This is a genomic window from Fluviicoccus sp. (genome assembly GCF_030646115.1).
GTDB lineage: Bacteria > Pseudomonadota > Gammaproteobacteria > Pseudomonadales > Moraxellaceae > Fluviicoccus.
In genome coordinates this window covers 287,151-308,576 of record NZ_JAUSMX010000009.1, presented here as the reverse complement: position 1 = coordinate 308,576, position 21,426 = coordinate 287,151, and the positions used below count along the sequence as shown (strand labels likewise).

Genomic DNA, 21,426 nt, shown 5'->3' with positions numbered 1-21,426 from the left:
TGTTCAGGCGACTTTCCGCACCCCTCTCCCCGGCCCTCTCCCACAATGGGAGAGGGAGTTTATCGGCTGCAAATCAGCCCTTGCTGGACTCCAAAAAGTCCTTCGCAAAGCGCTGCAGCACCCCACCGGCCTCATACACCGACACTTCCTCGTCGGAATCGAGACGGCAGGTCACCGGTACACGCACCTCTTCCCCGTTGCGGCGGTTGATTACCAGTGTCAGGTCTGCGCGCGGGGCCAGCTTGCCTTCCACATCATAAGTTTCAGTGCCGTCGATGCCAAGCGTCAGGCGTGTGGTGCCCGCCTTGAACTCGCAGGGCAGCACGCCCATGCCGATCAGGTTGGTGCGGTGGATGCGCTCGAAGCCTTCTGCCACGATCACTTCCACACCCGCCAGACGTACGCCCTTGGCGGCCCAGTCACGGCTGGAGCCCTGACCGTAGTCGGCCCCGGCGATGATGATCAGCGGTTGCTTGCGGTTCATGTAAGTTTCGATGGCTTCCCACATGCGCATCAACTTGCCTTCCGGCTCAACGCGCGCCAGCGAGCCCTTCTTGACCTGACCGTTAACAACCGCCATTTCATTGACCAACTCCTTGTTGGCGAAGGTGGCGCGCTGGGTGGTCAGGTGGTCGCCGCGGTGGGTGGCGTAGGAGTTGAAGTCCTCTTCCGGCAGGCCCATCTTGTGCAGGTACTCACCCGCCGCCGAGTTCATCATGATCGCGTTGGACGGCGACAGATGGTCGGTGGTGATGTTGTCCGGCAGCACAGCCAGCGGGCGCATGCCCTTCAGCGTACGCTCACCGGCCAGCGCGCCTTCCCAGTACGGCGGACGACGGATGTAGGTGGACATGGGTCGCCAGTCGTACAACGGCGAGGCTGAGCGTTCGCTGTCCTTCTTTTCGAACATCGGGATGTAGATGCGGTTGAACTGTTCCGGCTTGACCGACCTGGCGACGATGGCGTCGATTTCCTCGTCCGACGGCCAGACATCCTTCAGGCGGATTTCCTTGCCATCGACCACGGCCAGCACGTCCTGTTCAATGTCGAAACGGATGGTGCCGGCAATGGCGTAAGCCACAACCAGCGGCGGCGAAGCCAGGAAGGCCTGCTTGGCGTACGGATGGATACGGCCGTCGAAGTTGCGGTTCCCCGACAGCACGGCGGTTGCATACAGGTCGCGGTCGATGATTTCCTGCTGGATCTTCGGATCCAGCGCACCTGACATGCCGTTACAGGTAGTGCAGGCAAAGGCTACGATGCCGAAGCCCAAGGCTTCCAGATCATCCAGCAGACCGGCTTCCTTCAGGTACAGCTCGACCACCTTGGAGCCCGGAGCCAGCGACGACTTCACCCACGGCTTGCGCACCAGACCCAGCTTGCGGGCGTTGCGCGCCAGCAGACCGGCAGCAATGACGTTGCGCGGGTTGGAGGTGTTGGTGCAACTGGTGATGGCGGCGATGATCACTGCGCCGTCCGGCATCAGGCCATCGGCTTCCTGGGCACGCGCCTTGTCGAGGTCGACGGCGATGCCGCGCTCCTTGAGCGCCGAAACCGGCAGACGGCGATGCGGGTTGCTCGGACCGGCCATGTTGCGCACCACGGACGACAGGTCGAACTTGAGCACGCGCTCGAACTCAGCCTTGGCCAGGGAGTCGGACCACAACCCGGCTTCCTTGGCGTAGGTTTCCACCAGCGCGACCTGGGCGTCGGTACGGCCGGTCAGGCGCAGGTAGGTCAGCGTTTGCTCGTCAATGGAGAACATCGCAGCGGTGGCGCCGTATTCCGGGGCCATGTTGGAGATGGTGGCGCGGTCGCCAATGGTCAGGCCGGGCACGCCTTCGCCGTAGAACTCCAGATACGCGCCAACGACCTTTTCCTTGCGCAGGAATTCGGTCAGGGCCAGCACGATGTCGGTGGCGGTGATGCCTGGTTGGCGCTTGCCGGTCAGCTCGACGCCGACCATGTCCGGGGTCCGCATCCACGAGGCGCGACCGAGCATGACGTTTTCGGCTTCCAGACCGCCCACACCCACCGAGATCACGCCCAGCGCATCAACGTGCGGGGTGTGCGAGTCAGTGCCGACACAGGTATCGGGATAAGCGACGCCGTTGTCGTTGTGGATGACCGGCGACATCTTCTCCAGGTTGATCTGGTGCATGATGCCGTTACCGGCCGGGATCACGTCGACGTTGTCAAAGGCGGTCTTGGTCCAGTTGATGAAGTGGAAACGGTCTTCGTTGCGGCGCTCTTCGATGTCGCGGTTCTTCTGGAAGGCGTCGGGGTCGAAACCGCCGCATTCCACGGCCAGCGAGTGGTCAACGATCAGCTGCACCGGCACCACCGGGTTAACCTTGGCGGGATCACCGCCCTGGTCGGCAATTGCGTCACGCAGACCGGCGAGGTCGACCAGCGCGGTCTGGCCGAGGATGTCGTGGCAGACGACGCGGGCCGGGAACCACGGGAAATCGCGCTCGCGCTTGCGTTCGATCAGCTGCGTCAGGCAGTCGTTGATGATGGCCGGATCGGCCTTGCGGACGATGTTCTCGGCATGGATGCGGGCTGTGTACGGCAGGCCGTCCCAGGCGCCCGGCTTGAGGGCGTTGACGGCGGAGCGGGCGTCGAAGTAATCGAGCGACGTGCCGGGCAGGTTTTTGCGGAATTGGCTGTTCATTTACTTGCGATCCTTCAACGGCACAAACACCTGATCTTCCGGACCCGTGTAGTTGGCGCTCGGACGGATGATCTTGCCGTCGATGCGCTGTTCAATCACGTGCGCGGACCAGCCGGAAGTGCGGGCAATCACGAACAACGGGGTGAACATGTCGGTGGGGACACCCATCATGTGATAGCTGACGGCGCTGAACCAGTCGAGGTTCGGGAACATCTTCTTGATTTCCCACATCACCGACTCCAGGCGCTCGGCGATGTTGTACATCTTCATATTGTCCTGCTCGGCGCTCAGGTCTTCCGCCACCTTCTTGATCACGACGTTGCGCGGATCGCTGACTGTGTAGACCGGGTGGCCGAAGCCGATGATAACTTCCTTCTTCTCGACACGGGCACGGATATCGGCTTCGGCTTCGTCCGGGTTGTCGTAGCGTTTCTGGATTTCGAAGGCCACTTCATTCGCGCCGCCATGCTTCGGACCGCGCAGCGCGCCGATGCCGCCGCAGATGGCCGAGTACATGTCGGAACCGGTGCCGGCGACGACGCGGGAGGTGAAGGTGGAGGCGTTGAACTCGTGCTCGGCGTAGAGGATCAGCGAGGTGTGCATGGCACGGACCCAGCTGTCGCGCGGCTTCTGGCCGTGCAGCAGGTGCAGGAAGTGGCCGCCGATGGAATCGTCATCGGTTTCGACGTCAATACGCTTGCCGTTGTAGGCAAAGTGGTACCAGTACAGCAGCATCGAGCCCAGGCAGGCCATCAGCTTGTCGGCGATGTCGCGGGCGCCCGGGTGGTTGTGGTCTTCCTTCTCCGGCTTGACGCAGCCCAGCACGGAGACGCCGGTGCGCATCACGTCCATCGGATGCGAGGACGGTGGCAGTTGTTCCAGCGCGACCTTGACGGCAATGGGCAGGCCGCGCAGCGCCTTCAGCTTGGCCTTGTAACCGGCAAGCTCGGCCACGTTCGGCAGCTTGCCGTGCACCAGCAGGTGGGCTATTTCTTCAAATTCGCAGGTGGTGGCGACATCGAGGATGTCATAGCCGCGATAGGCCAGATCGTTACCGGTGCGGCCGACGGTGCACAGGGCGGTGTTGCCGGCGGCGGTGCCGCTCAGGGCCACGGATTTCTTGGGCTTGAAGCCGGGATTCGGGGTGGTGGTCTCGGTGCTCATGAGGGAGTCTCCTGGGTTTATCCGTTTATCAATTCACCTGTAGGTCGGGCTTCAGCCCGACAACCGCCCCCTTGAACGGAGAGTGTTGTCGGATTGAGACCCGACCTACATTCGTTCGTTATTTCTTGGCAGCGAACAGCGCGTCCAGCTTGCCCTCAAAGGTATGGTAACCAATGCGGTCATACAGTTCTTCACGCGTCTGCATGATATCGATGACTTCACGTTGATGACCGTTGGCGCGCACCGACTGATACACCAGTTCGGCAGCCTTGTTCATGGCGCGGAAGGCGCTCAGCGGGTACAGCACCATGCCGACACCGGTGGGCTGCAGGTCTTCGACACTGAACAGCGGCGTCTTGCCGAACTCGGTGATATTGGCCAGCACCGGCACCTTAACAGCGTCCACGAAACGCTTGTAGGTTTCAAGGTCATAGGCGGCTTCGGCGAAGATGCCGTCGGCACCCGCCTCCACGCACTTGATGGCGCGTTCGATAGCGGCATCGACACCGTGTACCTGAATGGCGTCGGTACGGGCGATCAGGAAGAAGTTGGGATCAGTCTTGGCGTCGGCGGCAGCCTTGACGCGATCCACCATTTCTTCGGTGGTGACAATTTCCTTGCCCGGACGGTGACCGCAACGCTTCGCGCCGACCTGGTCTTCGATATGGCAAGCGGCGGCACCGGCCTTGATCAGGCTCTTGACGGTACGTTCGATGTTGAAGGCGCTGGGGCCGAAGCCGGTGTCGATGTCGACCAGCAGCGGCAGGTCGCAAACGTCGGTGATGCGGCGGGTATCGACCAGCACGTCGTCAAGGGTGTTGATGCCCAGATCGGGCAAACCCAGCGAACCGGCGGCCACGCCTCCGCCCGACAGGTAGATGGCCTTGAATCCGGCGCGCTTGGCCAGCAGGGCATGGTTGGCGTTAATGGCGCCGATCACCTGCAAGGGGTTTTCTTCTGCCAGGGCTTTGCGGAAGCGCGCGCCGGCGCTGTTCAGTGTACTCATGGTAATTGCACCTGTTGGTGTCCGGGGGCGGACTGGTGATGGGCTTCGATGTTCTTGCGGGCGGCGCCGATGTGGCGGCGCATGAGCAACTCGGCCATTTCGCCATCGCGGTTTTCGATGGCGGCGATGATTTGGGAATGTTCGGCAAAAGCCTTGTGCGGGCGTCCGGCGGTGCCGGAGAACTGGTAACGGTACAAGCGGACACGGTGGTACAGCTCGCCCAGCAGCATCTGGCTGAGCACCTTGTTGTGGCTGGCGAGGATCAGGCGGTAATGCAGGTCGAAGTCGCCCTCCTCCTGATAATAACCGGTGCCTGCTTGCAGTTCGGATTGTTCTTGATGGAAGGCAAGCAGGGATTTCATGCCGGCGATTTCTTCCGGGGTGGCGTTCTCGGCGGCCAGGCGGGCAGCCAGACCTTCGAGGGATTCGCGGACACGATAGATTTCCAGCAGTTCTTCCACCGACAGCGAGGCGACGCGCATGCCGACATGCGGGGTGCGGACAAGCAACTGGCGGGATTCGAGACGATTGAGGGCTTCGCGCAGCGGGCCGCGCGAGACGCCGTAGCGGGCGGCGAGTTCGGATTCGGAGATTTTGCTGCCAGCGCGGAGTTCGCCTTTGACGATGGCGTTCTGAATCTGGCCGAATACCCGGTCGGCCAGCGTGAGGGTGGCTTCTTCGGGGAGGTTCAGGGCAGGTTCATTCATCGTGGCTTGATCCAGATTGTCGACAATCTTGGTGATGTGGTGGGGATTTTAGGCTTTGGGTGGATTAATGCAAGTATTTTGGTTTGGTTTTGTCGACAAAATGGGGGTGACTTTAGTCTTAGGGTGTCCGCCTGCCGCGGGCCCTACTTTTCTCTTGGGAAAAGTAGGCAAAACCGTGTCCTTCGCCATAACTCGCGGGAGGCCGGGGCGCTGTTGAACGATTATTGATATCCACGACCTTGTTGTACGGCATGTGGCTCGGACAAATGGCTGCGGACGGCGTGGGGGATTTTATGGGGGATAAGTGTGGAGTGGCGTTTATTGTGTTTTGGTTTCGTCGCTGCCGCGAAGGCATGAATCCACCGGCGGTTGAGCATCAGGGTTGGGCTGATAGTGATGCAGGGTTGGCGGCACGTTGAATGTCGAGCAGGGAGAACGGCCAGTTGAGTTCATGGTTGTGGATGATGAGGACGGGGATGCGGGTGCCGTAGCGTTCGACCAGTTCGTGGTCGAGAGCAATGTCGATGTATTCCCAGTCGAGCCGGAGGGCGGCGCTGGCGTGGGCCAGCAGCCGCTCGGCGTCGTCGCAGAGATGGCACCCGGAGGTGCCATACAGCTTAACGGTCATTCATCGTCACGTTTGCGGTCGCGGCTGGCCGGGCGATCCGAGAACTCGCGGCGCGGGGCCGGTCGGTCGCCGTCCTGACGGAATGACGGGCGGCCGCCATCCGGACGTGCGGGGCGGCCGCCGTCGCCACCCGAGCGGGGACGGAACTCGCCGCCGCCGGTGCGCGGGCGGTCGTCACGACGGAAGTCACCACCGGAACGCGGGGGACGGTTGTCGCCGCCACGGCTGTCGCCTTCGCGGAACGGGCGTTGCGGGCGGTCGCCGCCGGTGCGGTTACGGTCGAAACCACCGGAACCTTCGGGACGCGGGCTGCGCGGACGGTCATCACGCTGGAAGCTGCGGCCTACGCCGCCTTCACGCGGGGGACGGCTGTCGCCGCCGCGATCAAAACGGGGACGGTCGTCACGGCGGAAATCGCTGCCGCCGGTGCGGGGGCGGTCACCTTGGGGACGGCCTTCGCCGCCGAAACGCGGACGGTCCTGATTGAAGCCGCCTTCACGCGGAGGACGGTTGCCGTCGCGTTCGCCTTCATGGCGGGGACGTTGCGGGCGGTCGCCGCCGCCAAAACGGGGACGATCAGCGCCACCTTCCGGACGGTACGGACGCGGTCGGTCGTCACGCTGGAAGCTGCGGCCTTCGCCGCCTTCACGCGGGGGACGATTGCCTTCCGGACGGCCTTCTCCACCAAAACGGGGACGGTCATCGCGACGGAACTCGCCACCACCGGTGCGCGGCGGACGGTTGGCATCGGGACGTCCTTCGCCGCCAAAGCGGGAACGGTCATCACGACGGAACTCGCCTGTCCCGGTACGCGGGGGACGGCTTTCGCCACCAAAGCGGGGACGGTCCGCGCCGCCTTCCGGACGGTACGGACGCGGACGGTCGTCACGCTGGAAGCTGCGGCCTTCGCCGCCGTCACGCGGGGGGCGATTGCCATCCGGACGACCTTCGCCGCCAAAACGGGGACGGTCATCGCGACGGAACTCACCGCCGCCGGTACGCGGGCGGTCACCGTAAGGGCGGCCTTCACCACCGGAACGCGGGCGATCCTGATTGAAACCACCTTCACGCGGGGCGCGATTGCCGTCGCGCTCGCCACCAGAATACGGACGTTGCGGGCGGTCGCCGCCGCCAAAACGCGGACGGTCAGAGCCACCTTCCGGACGCGGGCTGCGCGGACGGAACTCGCCGCCTTCAGCGCGCGGCGGACGCGCACCTTCGGGACGGTCGCTGGCAAAACGACGCGGCGGGCGGCCTTCTCCATCACGGCGCGGACCATCATCCCGCTGGAACCGGGGCTTTCTGTCTTCAAAATCACTCATGTCCCGATCCCCTCGTTGGTTCTGGGCGTGGTAGCCGCCAAAGGCGCGGCCTGGGGTATAACCGGAGTCCTGGCGGTCGCCATACCCCCGGTTATCTGCATTGTTGGGGTTGAAACGTCCGGCCGGTTCCGGCTTGAGGATGGTCACAACGCTTTCCGGGGTGTGCTTGAGACGCCAGCAGCGATGAATACGGTCGTTGCGACGGAAATCGAAGCCCAGGGTTTCCGGGGATATCTCTTCAAAACCGTAGGTCTGCAACGCGGTTTCGTCCAGCTCAAAGCGACGGAAGTTGTTGGAGAAGTAGCAAACACCGTCTTCCTTGAGATGGCGCATGGCCAGCGTCAGCAATTCCACATGGTCGCGCTGCACATCAAAGACATCGCGCATCTTCTTGGAATTGGAGAAGGTGGGCGGATCAATGAAGATCACGTCAAAGGTTTCACGGCAACGGTGCAGCCACTCCATGACATCGGCTTCCTCGAAGCGATGGTTGGTGGGGCTGATGCCGTTGACGGCAAAATTCTTGCGCGCCCAATCCAGATAGGTGTTGGACAGGTCAACCGTCACCGTCTGCTTCGCCCCGCCCAGCGCGGCATGGACGCTGACGCTGCCGGTATAGGCAAACAGGTTGAGGAAGCTCTTGCCCTGCACTTCGGCGGCAATCTTCTGGCGCATCGGGCGATGATCCAGGAACAAGCCGGTATCGAGATAATCCGTCAGGTTGACCAGCAAATGCGCCTTGCCTTCTCGGACATCCTGCAGCTTGCCGCGATCCGACTGCTTCTCGTACTGGCTGCTGCCCTTCTGCTGGGTGCGGACCTTGATGAAGACTTTTTCCTTATGCAGGCCAAAAACCTGACGAATGATGTTCAGCGCCAGCTTGAAGCGGTTGGAGGCCTTCTCGGGATCGATTTCCTTGGGCGCGGCGTATTCCTGCACATGCAGACAGTCGCCGTAAACGTCGATCGCCAGGTTGTAGTCCGGCAGGTCGGCGTCGTAAACGCGGTAGCAGCTGACGCCTTCGCGCTGCGCCTGCTTCTGGCAATGCGCCAGGTTTTTCTGCACGCGGTTGGCGAAGGCTTCGCCCTCTTCCGGGATTTCGTTGATTTGCGGCGTGAAAACGTGCGCGATTTCTTCATCGGCCGGCACCACGTCACCGTGACGGACAAAGACCGTCATGTCGCCATTGCGGAGGCGCTGGGTATCACGGTGCTGCAGACCCAAGGCGTCGGCATGCTGGATGTCGGCGGCAAGCACGGCGGCCTGCCAGCCGGGGAGGCGCTCGCGCGCCAGGCGACCCACGGCCTTGTACAACCACAGCGTGGTTTCGGAATCACCGATCCGTTCGCCGTAAGGCGGGTTGGTCACCAGCAGGCCATGTTTGGCCGGAGCAACAGGCAACTTCCACAACTCGCGGTTTTCCAGCACGATTCGCTGGCCGATACCGGCGGCGTGCGCGTTCTTCATGGCCGCTTGCAGAGCATCGCGGCTGGCGTCATAACCGAAAAATTGCGGCCAGGGCTTTTGCGCGGCGGCGGCTTCACGCTGGCGCGCTTCCTCCAGCAATGTCGCCCAGAGTTCTGCGTTGTGCCCCTGCCAGCCGAGGAAACCGTAATAATTGCGGTGCAGGCCCGGCGCTACGTCACCAAACATCAGCGCCGCTTCGGTGAGGAAGGTGCCGGAACCGCACATGGGATCAATCAACGCTTCAAAGCGTTCGTTCGGCCAACCGGCCTGGCGCAAAATGGCCGAGGCCAGTGTTTCCTTCAGCGGCGCCTCACCGATCTGGGTGCGGTAGCCGCGGCGGTGCAGGCTTTCACCGGACATGTCGAGGCTGATGGTCAACCGTTCTTCCTGAATGAAAATATGCAGGGAAGCATCCGGTTCCTGCACGCGCACATCCGGGCGTTGGCCGGTGCTGTTGCGGAAGAAGTCGGCAATGGCATCCTTCAGCTTCAACGCCATGTATTGGGTGTGGGTGACCACGCCCTTGCTGGCGACGGCATGAATGGCGAAGGTCTTGTTGACGGCGAAAACCTCGTTCCATGGGAAGGCCGCAGCAGCTTCATACAGGGCTTCAGGGGTAATGCCTTCCACCGTCAACAGTGGTTTGAACACGCGTGACGCGAGGCGCGACCACAGGCAGATGCGGTAGGCCTGCTCCTGTGTGGCTTTCACCAGGATAGCGCCGGCAGTGCGGGTGCATTCGGTGACGCCCAGCTCCTTCAATTCTTCAATCAGCAGGAGTTCAAGGCCGTCAGCGCAGGAAACCACCCAGTCAGTCAATGTCATGTTTCTCTCGGAATGTCGTCCGCCGTGTGCGGACGGTTTAACGTCGTTTGGAAAATCCCTGCAGGAATTCGCGGCGGATACGGTCGGGCTGCGGCATGTCATGCACGGGCCAGCGAATGATGCGAATACCGGCTTCGGCGAGCGCCCGGTCCTTCTTGGCATCAGCCTTGATGCGGTCGGCGCGGTTATGGGTGGAATCGTCGAGTTCGATGGCGGCCAGGATGGTGGCCCCGTCGGGGGCGCAGACCACGAAGTCCACGCTCATGCGGTTGATGCGGTTGATCCAGCCGTGGTAATCGACTTCAACATCCACATCCAGCATGCGCGACAATTGCACCTGGGTAAAAACAAGGTAATCCGGCAGCGCCTGGCGCAGGCGGCCGAACAGGATACGTTCGGGAGCTGTCATCAGCTCCCGGGGAATATAGGGCCAGTCCATCTCGTCGATGGTCAGCTCGCGCTTTTTGCCGCCCAACAGCAACAGCAGCAGGATCAGTACCAGCACGACGCCGATAATCAGCAATCCTTGCCCGCCAAACAGGTGAATCAGGGTTTCCAAGGCGCGACCCAGGCTCCCGATACCCCGGCTTCCCCATTCAGGCGGCCACTGAGCGCCTTGGCGGCGTTCTTGTCCAGTTCAGGCCCCACCACCACTTTCCAGGAGTCGCCGCTCTTGACGACCTGGGAACGAAAACCCTTGCCCTTCAACTTGCCGGACAGCTCGGAGGCCTTGGCCTTGTCACTGAAACTGCCGGCCTGCACCACCCAAGCCTGGCTGCCGCCCACCGGGTTGCTATCGGCTTTGACTTCCGTTTTGGCCTTGCCTTCCAGCGCCACCTTGGCTTTTTGTTCTTCCAGCTTTTTGGCCTTGGCCTTCTCTTCAGCCAGTTTTTCCGCTTTGGCTTTTTCCTCAGCCGCCGACTTGTCGGACTTCAGTTTCTCAGCCTTGGCCTTCTCGTCGGCCAACCGCTTGTCTGCGGCCTGCTTGTCGGCCTTCAGCTTGTCTTCCGCCAGCTTCTTGTCAGCAGCTGCCTTTTCCGCCCGGGCCTTGTCTTCTTGCACCTTGCGGTCCGGCACCGGCTTGTCGCTATGCAGTTTGTCTGCCGCCAGTTGTTCGGCGCGGGCCTTCTCAGCAGCCGTCTTGTCCTGGGCCAGTTTAAGCTCACGAGCCTTGGCCGCATCTGCGTCGGACTTCAGGCGGTCAGCCTTCGCTTTTTCTTCCGCCAGTTTCTGTTCGGCGCTGGTCCTCGCTTCCAGAATGGCGCGGGCGCGGTCTTCATCCGCCTTGCGGGCGGTTACATCCGGGGTCAGGGCGGCGGTGGAAGCCGCACCGTCTGCCTTGACGGCCAACTCACGACTAAGCTTGTCGGCTGAACGCTGTTGGAGTGCGGCTTCTTCCGGGGAAATTTCATCGACGCTGTTCAGCAAGTCCATGGCGCGCTTGCGGGCAGCTTCTTCAGCCGCCTGCTGCTCGGGAGTCTTGGCCAGCCCTGCGGGCGGCAAGGAGCCTTCCGCTCCGGAAGCGGGGTCACCGGCCACAGGCTCACCTACCGGATAAAATTCGGTAGAGTCTTCGTGGGCGGCATCCACCGCCTGTTCCGCCGACTGCGACTGGGCGTCCAGATTGGGACCTGCCTTTTCAGCATTGGGCATGGCCGGTTGCGCGGGAATGGTTTCCAGTCGGCTCAGCAGTTTGGCGCCGGTGCCGTCCAGCATCAGCGGCAGGAATATGGCGGCGCCGGCCAACAGGACCACGCCACCGAGAATGCGTTGTTTAATAGCTGTATCCATGATTCTTTTCCAGCCACTCACGGGCGGCCGATACTGTATGAAATGATCCGAAAACCAGAATCCTGTCCCCCGGTCGGGACTCGCGCAGGGCTGTCGCCAGTGCGGATCCGACAGTGCCGAAGCTACCGCCGGTGCACATGCCGCGCTCAGTAAACAGCGGCATCAGCGCTTGAGAGGGCCGGCCGCGCGGCACGTTCAGGCCGGCCGGATACCACAAGTCAACCTTGCCCAGACAGGCATCCAGCGTCGAACCGGCATCCTTGTCCGCCAGCATGGCAAAGACCGCGCGTTGCCGACCGCTGACGGGCTGCAATTGTTGCATAAAAAAGGACGCACCGTGCGGGTTATGCGCAACATCCAGCACTATTTCGACGCCTTGCCATTCAAGTCGCTCCAGTCTGCCCGGCACAAAGGCCTGAAACAGGCCTTCACGCAAGGCGGATTCACTCACCGGCAACCCTGCGGGCTCTATCGCCGCCAGGGCGGTGGTGACGTTATCCAGGGCCAGCTTTGGCATGGGAAGGTTCTCATGGCGCGAGTCGCCCCCCCACCAGCTCCACGATGACGGCAATCGTTCAAAACCAAAGTCCCGCCCCTTGCGCAACACAGGACAGCCCAACACTTGTGCATGTTCCAGCATGGTTTCGGGAGGATCGGTCTCCCCGCATACCACCACCCGGCCGGCGCGAAAGATACCCGCCTTTTCAAAGGCGATAGCCTCACGGGTGTCGCCCAGCCAGTCGGTGTGATCAATACCGATGCTGGTGATGACGGCTACTGTCGCGTCAACCAGGTTGACCGCATCCAGCCTGCCGCCCAAACCTACTTCAAGAATGACAATATCCGGATTGGCTTCACGAAAAACGACAAAGGCCGCGAGGGTGGTAAATTCAAAATAGCTGAGGGAAGTCCCGGCTTGATGTCGAGCGCTCTCGACCACTGTGAAGGCGCGGATCAGGGGTTCATCCGGCACCGGACTGCCGTCCAGGCAGATCCGCTCGTTGAAATGGAGCAAGTGCGGCGAGGTATAGGTGGCGACACGATACCCTGCCGCGAGATACACCGCCGTCAGCGTAGCGACCGTGGAGCCTTTGCCGTTGGTGCCGCCCACCGTAATGACCGGACAGGCAAAAACATCGGCCGCCAGCACCTTGGCCACCCGGCGGACACGATCCAGACCCAGATCAATGGCGCGGACATGCGCTTGTTCCAGATGACCCAGCCATTCGGACAACGTGGTAAACATGTCTCAGTCCCGCAGTCGGTTGGCGAAAACCATCACAACGGACGATGGGTCAGCTTGGCCAGAACACGGAACAGGGTGTCACGCATTTCATGGCGATGCACAATCATGTCCACAGTGCCATGGGCCAGCAGGAATTCCGAGCGCTGGAAACCTTCCGGCAGTTTCTGGCGCACCGTCTGTTCAATGACACGCGGCCCTGCAAATCCGATCAGGGCATTGGGCTCGGCCACATTCAGATCACCCAGCATGGCAAGGCTGGCGGAAACACCGCCATAAACCGGGTCGGTCAGCACCGAAATAAAGGGAATGCCATTCACTTTCAGCTGTTCAATGACGGCGGCGGTTCGGGCCATCTGCATCAGCGAGAACAGGGCTTCCTGCATGCGTGCGCCACCGGAGGCTGCGAAACAGACCAGCGGAATCCGCTCCTCAAGGCAGATCTGTGCTGCACGGACAAAGCGGGAGCCGACCACGCTGCCCATGGAGCCGCCCATAAAACTGAATTCAAAAGCCACCGCGACCAAAGGCATGCCGTTCAGCGCCCCTTTCATCGCGATCAGCGCGTCGGTTTCGCCAGTTTCATTGCGGGCGGCGTCCAGCCGGTCGGTATAACGCTTGCTGTCACGAAAACGCAGACGGTCTTCCGGAAGCAGATCAGAGCCCAACTCTTCCAGTTCCTCGGCATCCAGAAAAATACCTAGACGCTCACGGGCATTGATGCGCAGGTGATGGTCACATTTGGGACAGACGTTGAGGTTACGGTCCAACTCCGCCTTGTACAGCACACCGTCACATTTGGGGCACCTGCGCCACAAGCCTTCCGGTACCGATACCCGCTTCTCTTCGGCGTTTTTGCCGGCGTTCGGCAGGATTTTTCCGATCCAACTCATTTGCTCTATACCCCTATGTACAACAATCAGGCCGCATCCATTGCCTGTCGCAGGTCGCGGAGGATTCCGCGGAGGACGCCGGGAATGGCCTCCGGAACCTGCTGCAACTCGGCAATGCGACTGACCAGCGCCGATCCGACAACGACTCCATCGGCATGGCGGGCCACCGCTGCGGCGGTTTCGGCATCCTTAATACCAAAACCGACGCCAATGGGCAAATCGCTGACTGCACGAATGGCTGCCAAACGTGTCGCGACTTCGTCCACATCCAGCGTATTGGAACCGGTAACGCCTTTCAGGGAAACGTAATAAACATAGCCGCTGGCCACCGATGTGACGTGACGGATACGCTCCGGTGTTGTGGTCGGCGCAAGCAGGAAGATGGGGTCTAGGCCGTGCTGTTTCAGGCAGGCCGTCAGGCACTCCGACTCCTCGGGCGGTAGGTCGACGGTGAGAACACCATCAACGCCGGCATCAGCTGCCGCCTTGGCAAAGACTTCATAGCCCATGATTTCAAGCGGGTTCAGGTACCCCATCAGCACCATCGGGGTTTGTGTGTCTTTCTGCCGGAATTCCTTGACCATGGCCAATACCCGGGTCAAGGATGTGTGATGGACCAGCGCCCGCTCATGCGCCTTGGTGATGGTGGGGCCGTCCGCCATGGGGTCGGAGAACGGGATGCCCAGTTCGATGATGTCAGCGCCGCCTTCCACGAGGGCATGCAGCATGCCCACGGTATGGTCGGGGTGAGGGTCGCCGGCCGTGATATAGGGAATGAGCGCCTTGCGGTTATGTTGCTTCAACGTGGCGAAGCAGGCCTTGATACGGGACATGTTCTTTCCTGAATGAGTTGACCGGGGCTTCACGCCACAATGATGCCATCGAGCTTGGCGACCGTGAGCAGATCCTTGTCACCGCGACCAGACAGGTTGCAGATGATGATCTGGTCCTTGCCCATGGTCGGGGCGAGCTTACTGATGTAAGCCAGGGCATGGCTGGATTCCAGCGCCGGAATGATGCCTTCCACCAGGGTCAGACCCCGGAAACCGGCCAGTGCCTCGTCATCAGTAATCGAAACATAGTTGACGCGGCCGATATCCTTCAACCAGCTGTGTTCCGGGCCGACACCCGGATAATCCAGACCGGCGGAAATCGAATGCGTTTCAATGATCTGGCCGTCATTGTCCGTCATCAGGTAGGTGCGGTTGCCATGCAGCACACCAATGCGCCCTGCCGTCAGCGGCGCGGAATGACGACCGGTCTCAACACCGTCACCGGCGGCCTCAACGCCATACATCTTCACTGACTCGTCGGTCAGGAACGGATGAAACAGGCCGATGGCGTTGGAGCCGCCGCCGACACAGGCCACCAGGGCGTCAGGCAGGCGACCGGCCTGCTCCAGGCACTGGCGGCGGGCTTCGCGGCCAATGACGGACTGGAAGTCACGCACCAGCATCGGGTACGGATGCGGACCGGCTACGGTGCCGATCACATAGTAGGTGTTGTCGACATTGGTCACCCAGTCGCGCATGGCTTCGTTCATGGCGTCCTTGAGGGTCTTGGAGCCGGAGGTCACCGGCACCACCGTGGCGCCCAGCAGCTTCATGCGATAGACGTTCATGGCCTGCCGCTTTACATCTTCAGCGCCCATGTACACCACGCACTCCATGCCCAGACGGGCGGCGATGGTCGCCGTGGCGACTCCGTGCTGCCCGGCGCCGGTTTCGGCAATCACACGGGTCTTACCGGCATGCTTGGCCAGCAACGCCTGACCGATGGTGTTGTTGACCTTGTGCGCGCCGGTATGGTTCAGGTCTTCACGCTTCAGATAGATCTGAGCTCCGCCCAGTTCACGGCTCCAGCGCTCGGCATGGTACAGCGGCGAGGGGCGGCCGACATAATGCGCCAGATCGCGGTCAAACTCGGCCAGGAATGCCGGATCGTCTTTCAGGCTGGCGTACAGCGCTTCAAGTTCCTGCAAGGCAGCCATGAGGGTTTCGGAGACGAAACGGCCGCCGTGAACGCCGAAATGGCCGCGGTTATCGGGAAAATCCTGGTATTTGATGGCAGTCATGCTGCGTTTACTCCCGCCATAAAGGCTTGCATCAGCGTAAAATCTTTAAGGCCCTTGCCCTGCTCCACCCCGCCGCTGACATCAACGGCATAGGGTTTGGTCAGGTGGATGGCTTCGGCCACGTTTTCCGGGGTCAGCCCTCCGGCCAGTATCAGTGGCGTCTGGAGGTGTCGTGGCCAGTGCCGCCAATCGAAGGTTTCACCGGTACCGCCCTTGAGTTGGGGATGCCAGGCGTCCAGCAGCACGCCTGCGGCTTTGGCGTAGTCGCTGATTTGTGCGACCACATCCAGACCGGGCTGCATGCGCAAAGCCTTTATCCACGGACGCTGGAAACTTTCGCAGTACGCCGGGGTTTCGTCGCCGTGAAACTGCAATAGCCCTAAGGGCGCCAGCGCCAGCACATCACGAACCGCTTGTTTCTCCGCATCCACAAACAAGCCGGTGGTCGTGACAAAGGGGGGCAGCCGGGCGATGATTTCAGCCGCCCGGTCCGGGGCAATATAGCGCGGGCTGGGCGGATAAAAGACAAAACCCAAGGCATCAGCTCCCAGCTTCACAGCATCGAGCGCATCCTCCAGACGGGTTATGCCACAGATCTTGACTCGGGTTCGATACGACAAGGGCTGTTCTGCCTTGGAAAAAAGCGAGCCCCCGATTCTAGCAGCGATTCAGCCCTGCAACCACACCGGCCCTGCCGGTTCGCGCGGCAATTCAAACTCCGGCGGGTAAAGCGCATCCACGAAGTACAACCCACCGGGGTTGGCGGTCACTGCCGCCTTGGTGCGATCCCTCACCAACAGCAACTCTTTTACCCATTCCGGCTCAGCCTTGCCCTCCCCGATCCGCATCAATACCCCGGCAATGTTGCGCACCATATGATGCAGGAAACCATCGGCCTGGATATCAAGCACGATCAACGGCCCCTGACGCCACACCTTCAGGAAATGCACATCCCGCACCGGCTGGTTTGACTGGCACTCCACAGCACGAAAGGAGGTGAAGTCATGCCGCCCCACCATAAAGGCGGCAGCCTGCTGCATGCGCTCCACGTCCAGCGCATGGTAATGCCAGGTGACTTTGCCGGCCAGCAGGCTGGTGCGTTGGGTGCTGTTGAAAATCACGAAGCGATAACGACGCGCAATCGCCTTGAACCGCGCATGAAAATCATCACTGACCGGTTGAATCCAGCGCAGGGCGATGTCGGGCGGCAACTTGGAGTTGGTGCCCAACAGCCAGTTGAAAGGCTTGCGGCTGGCAGGGCTGTCAAAATGGGCGATCATCCCGGACGCATGCACACCGGCGTCCGTACGCCCGGCTGCATGAACCATGACCGGGTGCGCGGCGATCTGCGACAAGGCGATTTCCAGGGTCAGTTGGACGCTGGGAACCCCGTCTTGCTGGGTTTGCCAGCCACGGTAGTTGTTTCCGTCGTAATCAATGCCGATGGCATAGCGCATGTTGCACTGCCCCAATGAAAGAGGCCGCTATAGTTAGCGGCCTCTTTGGCGACGTCAAGTAGCAATCAGATCAGGCGATCCGCATCAGCATGCCTTGAGCTTCGTTTTTCTGGTTTTCATCACCGTCGGCAACCACTTCTTCCAGCAAGTCACGGGCAGCGGCCTTGTCACCCATTTCAGCGTAGGCGCGGGCGAGTTCCAGACGGGTGGTGTTTTCATTGGTTGTGGCCAGAAAACCGAATTCCCTGTCGAGTGAGGACAATGCGTCATCACCTGCGGCCAGCCCCATCTCTTCCACTGCGGCTTCTTCTGCCGCAGGCTGATCCGCGCCATGACCGGCCAGTTCAGCATCAAAGGCGGCGGCGGCGGAACCCAAGTCCATGCCGCCATCCAGCGCAGCCAGATTCGGTTCAGGCTCAACAGCAGGTGCCGGCGTCTGGGCAAATTCGTCCAGGCTGAAATCACCTTCAAAGGCATCCAGGTCAGTCTGGGTTTCGCTGCGCAAGGCAACATCTGCTACCGGCAGGTTGATCTGGCTGACGTTAAACTCTTCCAGCTCAAAACCTTCGGCCAGATTGACTTCAGGTTCTGCTGCCGGCTCACCGGCCTCTCCCTTGTAATCTGCCAGCGCTTTTTCAAAATCAAACGCAGCCTCTTCCACCACCGGCTCGATGACTTCAGGCTTGGCTTCCGGAATGGCCTTCTGCTCTTCAAGGAAGGCATCCAGACTATCCAGGGACAACTCTTCTACTACTACAGGAGCAGGCTTGGACGGCTCAGGCTCGGTAAAGCTGAAATCCAGTTCAAACGGTGTTTCGTCGACAGGGGCCGCAGCCGGCTCAGCAGGCTTGGGGGTGAACGAAAACTCAAGTTCTTGTTCCAGCAGGGAATCAATCTCGTCGACCTTGGCTTGCTCCGCAGCTGCCGCGACCGAAGGCGTTTCCCGGATTTCGAGATCCAGAGCCTTCAGGTTGGGCTGGGACAAGCTCAGTGCAAAATCTTTTTCCAGATCTTCAAGACTGGGACCGGCGTCATGATGCACCTCTTCAGTCTTGATGTCCGCACGTACAAATTCGATGCCATCTTCCTTGGACGGCGCGGGTGCAACCGGCTTGGGCAGCAGTGACTTTAGCTCATCCGCACGCATGATCGCTTCGAGCTCACCCAGGGACTCAAGGCGGACATACTGCTCCTCGAAGCTCTGGCGATCCTGCTGCTTGACATAAATTTCCAGCAGCATCAGGTGCAGGTCAGCGCGATCCGGGGTATGGGCCAAGGCCTTGTTCAGCACCCCGACCGCCTGCGGATAACGCTCCATGCTGATGTAGCCCTGAGCTTCCTCAGCGGCATCAAGGGGCTTTTTCGGCTCGGGCGCGGCAGGCTTGGCCGCCACGGGCTCCTGAGGCTTTGGCGCAACCGGTTTCGGCGCAGGTGCAGGTGCAGGCGGAGCGGAAGGACGCTGGGCAGGCTTGGACTTGCCCTTCATGGCGATAATGGCGCCAATCACCAGCAACAGCACCACAACCCCGGCAATGATCGGCATCATGGAAGAGCCGCCCGTGGCGGCAGCCGGGGCATCGGCCGCCTTGGCTTCGGTGGACAGGAATGACTGCGTGGCCACGCCGCAGGCCAGAGTGGCCAGCGCCTTGCCGGTCAGCCCCTTGTCACTTTTCTCGCCGGACTTCTGCCGGGACTGCTGTTCCTGTGCGGCGCGAGCCTTGAGTTGGGCCTCCAAACGGGCCAGTGTGGCATTCTGCATAGCGATCGTCTTGTCGTTGGATTTCAGCTGATTTTCAAGTGCGGCAACTTCACTGGCCAGCACTGAGGGAGACTTGCGTTTTCCGGGATGACCCTTGCCGGACACAGCCACACCGGCTTGTCCGCCGGAGACTGAAGATTCAGAGGCGTGTTTCGGCGACTTGTCATGGCGACCGGCTGCGGGCGTGGAGCCGCCGGCCGGAGCCACCAACCGCATTTCCACGCGGGAAGAAGTCGTTGCCTGAACCTTGCGGTTGGCGGAAGCGGTTGCATTGATCTGCTGACGCGACGGCTTGTCCTTGGCGGCGGCGCTCAGTGTCTGGGCCTTCGCGGGGGGAACTGCGGCGGTCGCACGATCAGCGGCGGACTGCGCTTCGTTCAGGGTGGGCACGCGCAAGACTTCACCGTTACGCAGCATGTTGATGTTATTGGCGACAAAGGCACCGGGATTGGCTTTGAACAAAGCCTGCATCATCCGGTGCACACTGACGTTGTTACCCGGACGGACACGCTGGGCAATGGCCCAAAGGTTGTCATGGCGGCGCACGCGGTAAACCGACTCCGGATTAGCCTCGTCCTCAACGGCCTGGACTGGGGTCGGCGGCTCCACCCTGGCAACTTCGGGAGCCGCCACGACCGGAGCGGCCACGATGACCGGCGCCTCGATGACAGCCGGACGCGCGGAGGCGGACATGGGCGGATCCAGCAGGATTGGCAGTTCTTGCAAACGGGTATTACCCGGCCAGGTGATGCGGATGACGAAATCCAGGAAAGGCTCTGAAACCCGTTTCGCGCTGGTGATTTTGATGTAGGAGCGGGAACCGGCATTCACGACAACCTCGAACCGGAGTTCGGCGAGGAAGAATGAACGTTCAATGCCAAGCCGGTCAAAGTCTTCCTGGGTGGCGAGCCCGATCTTGATGTCCTCACTGCTGAGGTCTCCGAGATCGCTGAGTTCCACTTCAACCCGCAAAGGCTGGCCCAGAGAGGACTTGGTCTGTATGTCGCGAACGGCCAGGGCATGGGTGAAACCCGGCAGCATTACCCCTATTCCCAGTAATGCCATTGTCAGCTTGCGCAAAACCATTGTGTGTTTCCTTTGCTGGTTATTCTTGAAGTTGGCAGGGATTGTCCCTGCGACACTGTCGGCGGCTTGCCCGTCAATGTCTGCAAATTTTTACTGTTTTTTATCACAAGGCTTCTGTAACCCGCAATCACTAAAGGACTTTCGGCCCTTTTTTATTGAAGAATGCCAAAAGCTGGACATTTGTCCGGCGAATGCGGGGATATCAACGGGCTTTGTCCTTCCGTCCGGAGCCATCCAAACAAAAACGGGCTGTTCAAAAACAGCCCGTTTTTATCGACCGCAGGGCGTCAGCCGACGTTGATGACAATCTTGCCGAACTGAGCGCCGTTGGCCATGTGTTCAAAGGCTGCCTTGCCGTTTTCCAGTGTATAAACGCTGTCGACGACCGGCGTAATCCGGTGCTTCTCCACAAAATCCACCATGTCCGAGAATTCCCGGTCGCTGCCCATGGTGGAACCCAGGATACTGGCCTGTTTCCAGAACAGCTTTTGCGGATTCAGGTTGTTGATGTTGCCCTGTCCGCCGCCGTAAAAGGCAATGCGTCCGCCGAAGGCCACCAGATCCACCAGCGCGGCAAAGCCATTACCGCCGGCGCTGTCGATGATCACATCCATTTCCCCGTGAGCCTTGGCAAACGCCTTTTGCCAACCTTCTTCCTTGTAATTGGCCCCGGCATTGGCGCCCATGGCGATGGCGCGGGATATCTTGTCCTCGCTGCCGGAAGTGACATAGACCTGCGCACCGCAGGCCACGGCAAACTGCAGGGCGTACAGCGCCACACCGCCGCCAACACCGTTGATCAGCACTTTCTCGTGCGGTTGCAGACCGGCGCGGCCAAACAGGGCGCGATAAGCGGTCATACCTGCCAGCGGCAGCGCGGCAGCCTGTTCAATCAGCAGATGGGCGGGTTTGGCGCGGACGCGGTCAGCTCCGACGACGACAAACTCGGCCAGCGTGCCGTCCTTCGGCAGACCTAGGATGCTGTAAGAGCGAAGCTGGTGACGGGGATTGTCGCCCCAGCCGACGTTCGGGTTGATGATGACGTCCTGGCCGACCAAAGCGTCGTCCACGCCCTCGCCCACCGCTGCCACCTCGCCAACGCCATCGGAACCCAGAATGGTCGGATACTTGATGCCCGCATACATGCCCTTGGTAATCCAGACATCGCGGTGATTGAGCGCGGCGGCCTTGACCTTGACCAGTACTTCGCCGGGACCGGCTTCAGGCATGGGATAGTCGGAATTGAAGACAACGCCTTCTTCTTTGCTGGTGAGTACGAGAGCTTTCATGGGCAATCCTGCTGATAACATGGAAAATTCCGGCCTGTCTG

At 61.0% G+C, this 21,426-nt stretch carries 16 protein-coding genes; all 16 read right to left on the bottom strand.

Features of this window, described 5'->3' with window-relative positions:
• Positions 1 to 73 precede the first annotated feature (73 nt).
• On the bottom strand, positions 74 to 2,674 hold the full coding sequence (gene acnD / locus Q7T36_RS07170) for a Fe/S-dependent 2-methylisocitrate dehydratase AcnD (RefSeq protein WP_304845791.1): 2,601 nt from the start codon (positions 2,672 to 2,674) through the stop codon (positions 74 to 76).
• Entirely contained in the window at positions 2,675 to 3,838 is a 1,164-nt protein-coding gene (gene prpC / locus Q7T36_RS07165) for a 2-methylcitrate synthase (RefSeq protein ID WP_304845787.1), read from the bottom strand. It abuts the gene before it with no gap.
• A gap of 118 nt (positions 3,839 to 3,956) precedes the next feature.
• Entirely contained in the window at positions 3,957 to 4,844 is an 888-nt protein-coding gene (prpB, locus tag Q7T36_RS07160; protein WP_304845784.1) for a methylisocitrate lyase, read from the bottom strand.
• On the bottom strand, positions 4,841 to 5,551 hold the full coding sequence (locus tag Q7T36_RS07155; protein ID WP_304845781.1) for a GntR family transcriptional regulator: 711 nt from the start codon (positions 5,549 to 5,551) through the stop codon (positions 4,841 to 4,843). The genes prpB and Q7T36_RS07155 overlap by 4 nt, the downstream gene beginning before the upstream one ends.
• A gap of 376 nt (positions 5,552 to 5,927) precedes the next feature.
• Positions 5,928 to 6,179 (bottom strand): glutaredoxin family protein, encoded by a 252-nt coding sequence (locus Q7T36_RS07150; RefSeq protein ID WP_304845778.1) that lies wholly within the window; start codon positions 6,177 to 6,179, stop codon positions 5,928 to 5,930.
• On the bottom strand, positions 6,176 to 9,793 hold the full coding sequence (gene rlmKL / locus Q7T36_RS07145; protein ID WP_304845776.1) for a bifunctional 23S rRNA (guanine(2069)-N(7))-methyltransferase RlmK/23S rRNA (guanine(2445)-N(2))-methyltransferase RlmL: 3,618 nt from the start codon (positions 9,791 to 9,793) through the stop codon (positions 6,176 to 6,178). The genes Q7T36_RS07150 and rlmKL overlap by 4 nt, the downstream gene beginning before the upstream one ends.
• 37 nt (positions 9,794 to 9,830) lie before the next feature.
• On the bottom strand, positions 9,831 to 10,352 hold the full coding sequence (locus Q7T36_RS07140; RefSeq protein ID WP_304845773.1) for a DUF2726 domain-containing protein: 522 nt from the start codon (positions 10,350 to 10,352) through the stop codon (positions 9,831 to 9,833).
• Positions 10,340 to 11,584: an SPOR domain-containing protein gene (locus tag Q7T36_RS07135; protein WP_304845770.1), complete on the bottom strand. Its 1,245-nt coding sequence runs from the start codon at positions 11,582 to 11,584 to the stop codon at positions 10,340 to 10,342. The genes Q7T36_RS07140 and Q7T36_RS07135 overlap by 13 nt, the downstream gene beginning before the upstream one ends.
• Entirely contained in the window at positions 11,568 to 12,830 is a 1,263-nt protein-coding gene (folC, locus tag Q7T36_RS07130; RefSeq protein ID WP_304845767.1) for a bifunctional tetrahydrofolate synthase/dihydrofolate synthase, read from the bottom strand. The genes Q7T36_RS07135 and folC overlap by 17 nt, the downstream gene beginning before the upstream one ends.
• A 32-nt stretch (positions 12,831 to 12,862) precedes the next feature.
• Positions 12,863 to 13,720 (bottom strand): acetyl-CoA carboxylase, carboxyltransferase subunit beta, encoded by an 858-nt coding sequence (gene accD, locus Q7T36_RS07125; RefSeq protein WP_304845764.1) that lies wholly within the window; start codon positions 13,718 to 13,720, stop codon positions 12,863 to 12,865.
• Positions 13,721 to 13,746: 26 nt separating this feature from the next.
• Complete coding sequence (trpA, locus tag Q7T36_RS07120; RefSeq protein WP_304845760.1) at positions 13,747 to 14,553, bottom strand: tryptophan synthase subunit alpha; 807 nt, start codon at positions 14,551 to 14,553, stop codon at positions 13,747 to 13,749.
• 29 nt (positions 14,554 to 14,582) lie between these two features.
• On the bottom strand, positions 14,583 to 15,794 hold the full coding sequence (gene trpB / locus Q7T36_RS07115) for a tryptophan synthase subunit beta (RefSeq protein WP_304845757.1): 1,212 nt from the start codon (positions 15,792 to 15,794) through the stop codon (positions 14,583 to 14,585).
• Positions 15,791 to 16,414, bottom strand: a complete 624-nt coding sequence (locus Q7T36_RS07110; protein ID WP_304845754.1) for a phosphoribosylanthranilate isomerase — start codon at positions 16,412 to 16,414, stop codon at positions 15,791 to 15,793. Before Q7T36_RS07110 ends, trpB begins: the two co-directional genes overlap by 4 nt.
• A gap of 48 nt (positions 16,415 to 16,462) precedes the next feature.
• On the bottom strand, positions 16,463 to 17,251 hold the full coding sequence (truA, locus tag Q7T36_RS07105) for a tRNA pseudouridine(38-40) synthase TruA (protein WP_304845751.1): 789 nt from the start codon (positions 17,249 to 17,251) through the stop codon (positions 16,463 to 16,465).
• Between the two features lie 70 nt (positions 17,252 to 17,321).
• Positions 17,322 to 20,051 carry a FimV/HubP family polar landmark protein gene (locus Q7T36_RS07100; RefSeq protein ID WP_304845748.1) on the bottom strand — a complete coding sequence of 910 codons (2,730 nt, stop codon included), beginning with the start codon at positions 20,049 to 20,051 and terminating at the stop codon, positions 17,322 to 17,324.
• A gap of 332 nt (positions 20,052 to 20,383) precedes the next feature.
• Positions 20,384 to 21,385: a zinc-binding dehydrogenase gene (locus Q7T36_RS07095; RefSeq protein ID WP_304845745.1), complete on the bottom strand. Its 1,002-nt coding sequence runs from the start codon at positions 21,383 to 21,385 to the stop codon at positions 20,384 to 20,386.
• Between the last annotated feature and the right edge of the window lie 41 nt (positions 21,386 to 21,426).

Excerpts from the sequence above, each read along its gene's own strand:
- accD (WP_304845764.1), bottom strand. The coding sequence starts at position 13,720 with ATGAGTTGGATCGGAAAAATCCTGCCGAACGCCGGCAAAAACGCCGAA.
- prpC (WP_304845787.1), bottom strand. The coding sequence starts at position 3,838 with ATGAGCACCGAGACCACCACCCCGAATCCCGGCTTCAAGCCCAAGAAA.
- trpA (WP_304845760.1), bottom strand. The coding sequence starts at position 14,553 with ATGTCCCGTATCAAGGCCTGCTTCGCCACGTTGAAGCAACATAACCGC.
- Q7T36_RS07150 (WP_304845778.1), bottom strand. The coding sequence starts at position 6,179 with ATGACCGTTAAGCTGTATGGCACCTCCGGGTGCCATCTCTGCGACGAC.
- acnD (WP_304845791.1), bottom strand. The coding sequence starts at position 2,674 with ATGAACAGCCAATTCCGCAAAAACCTGCCCGGCACGTCGCTCGATTAC.
- rlmKL (WP_304845776.1), bottom strand. The coding sequence starts at position 9,793 with ATGACATTGACTGACTGGGTGGTTTCCTGCGCTGACGGCCTTGAACTC.
- Q7T36_RS07135 (WP_304845770.1), bottom strand. The coding sequence starts at position 11,584 with ATGGATACAGCTATTAAACAACGCATTCTCGGTGGCGTGGTCCTGTTG.
- prpB (WP_304845784.1), bottom strand. The coding sequence starts at position 4,844 with ATGAGTACACTGAACAGCGCCGGCGCGCGCTTCCGCAAAGCCCTGGCA.
- Q7T36_RS07100 (WP_304845748.1), bottom strand. The coding sequence starts at position 20,051 with ATGCTGCCGGGTTTCACCCATGCCCTGGCCGTTCGCGACATACAGACC.
- Q7T36_RS07155 (WP_304845781.1), bottom strand. The coding sequence starts at position 5,551 with ATGAATGAACCTGCCCTGAACCTCCCCGAAGAAGCCACCCTCACGCTG.
- trpB (WP_304845757.1), bottom strand. The coding sequence starts at position 15,794 with ATGACTGCCATCAAATACCAGGATTTTCCCGATAACCGCGGCCATTTC.
- truA (WP_304845751.1), bottom strand. The coding sequence starts at position 17,251 with ATGCGCTATGCCATCGGCATTGATTACGACGGAAACAACTACCGTGGC.
- Q7T36_RS07095 (WP_304845745.1), bottom strand. The coding sequence starts at position 21,385 with ATGAAAGCTCTCGTACTCACCAGCAAAGAAGAAGGCGTTGTCTTCAAT.
- folC (WP_304845767.1), bottom strand. The coding sequence starts at position 12,830 with ATGTTTACCACGTTGTCCGAATGGCTGGGTCATCTGGAACAAGCGCAT.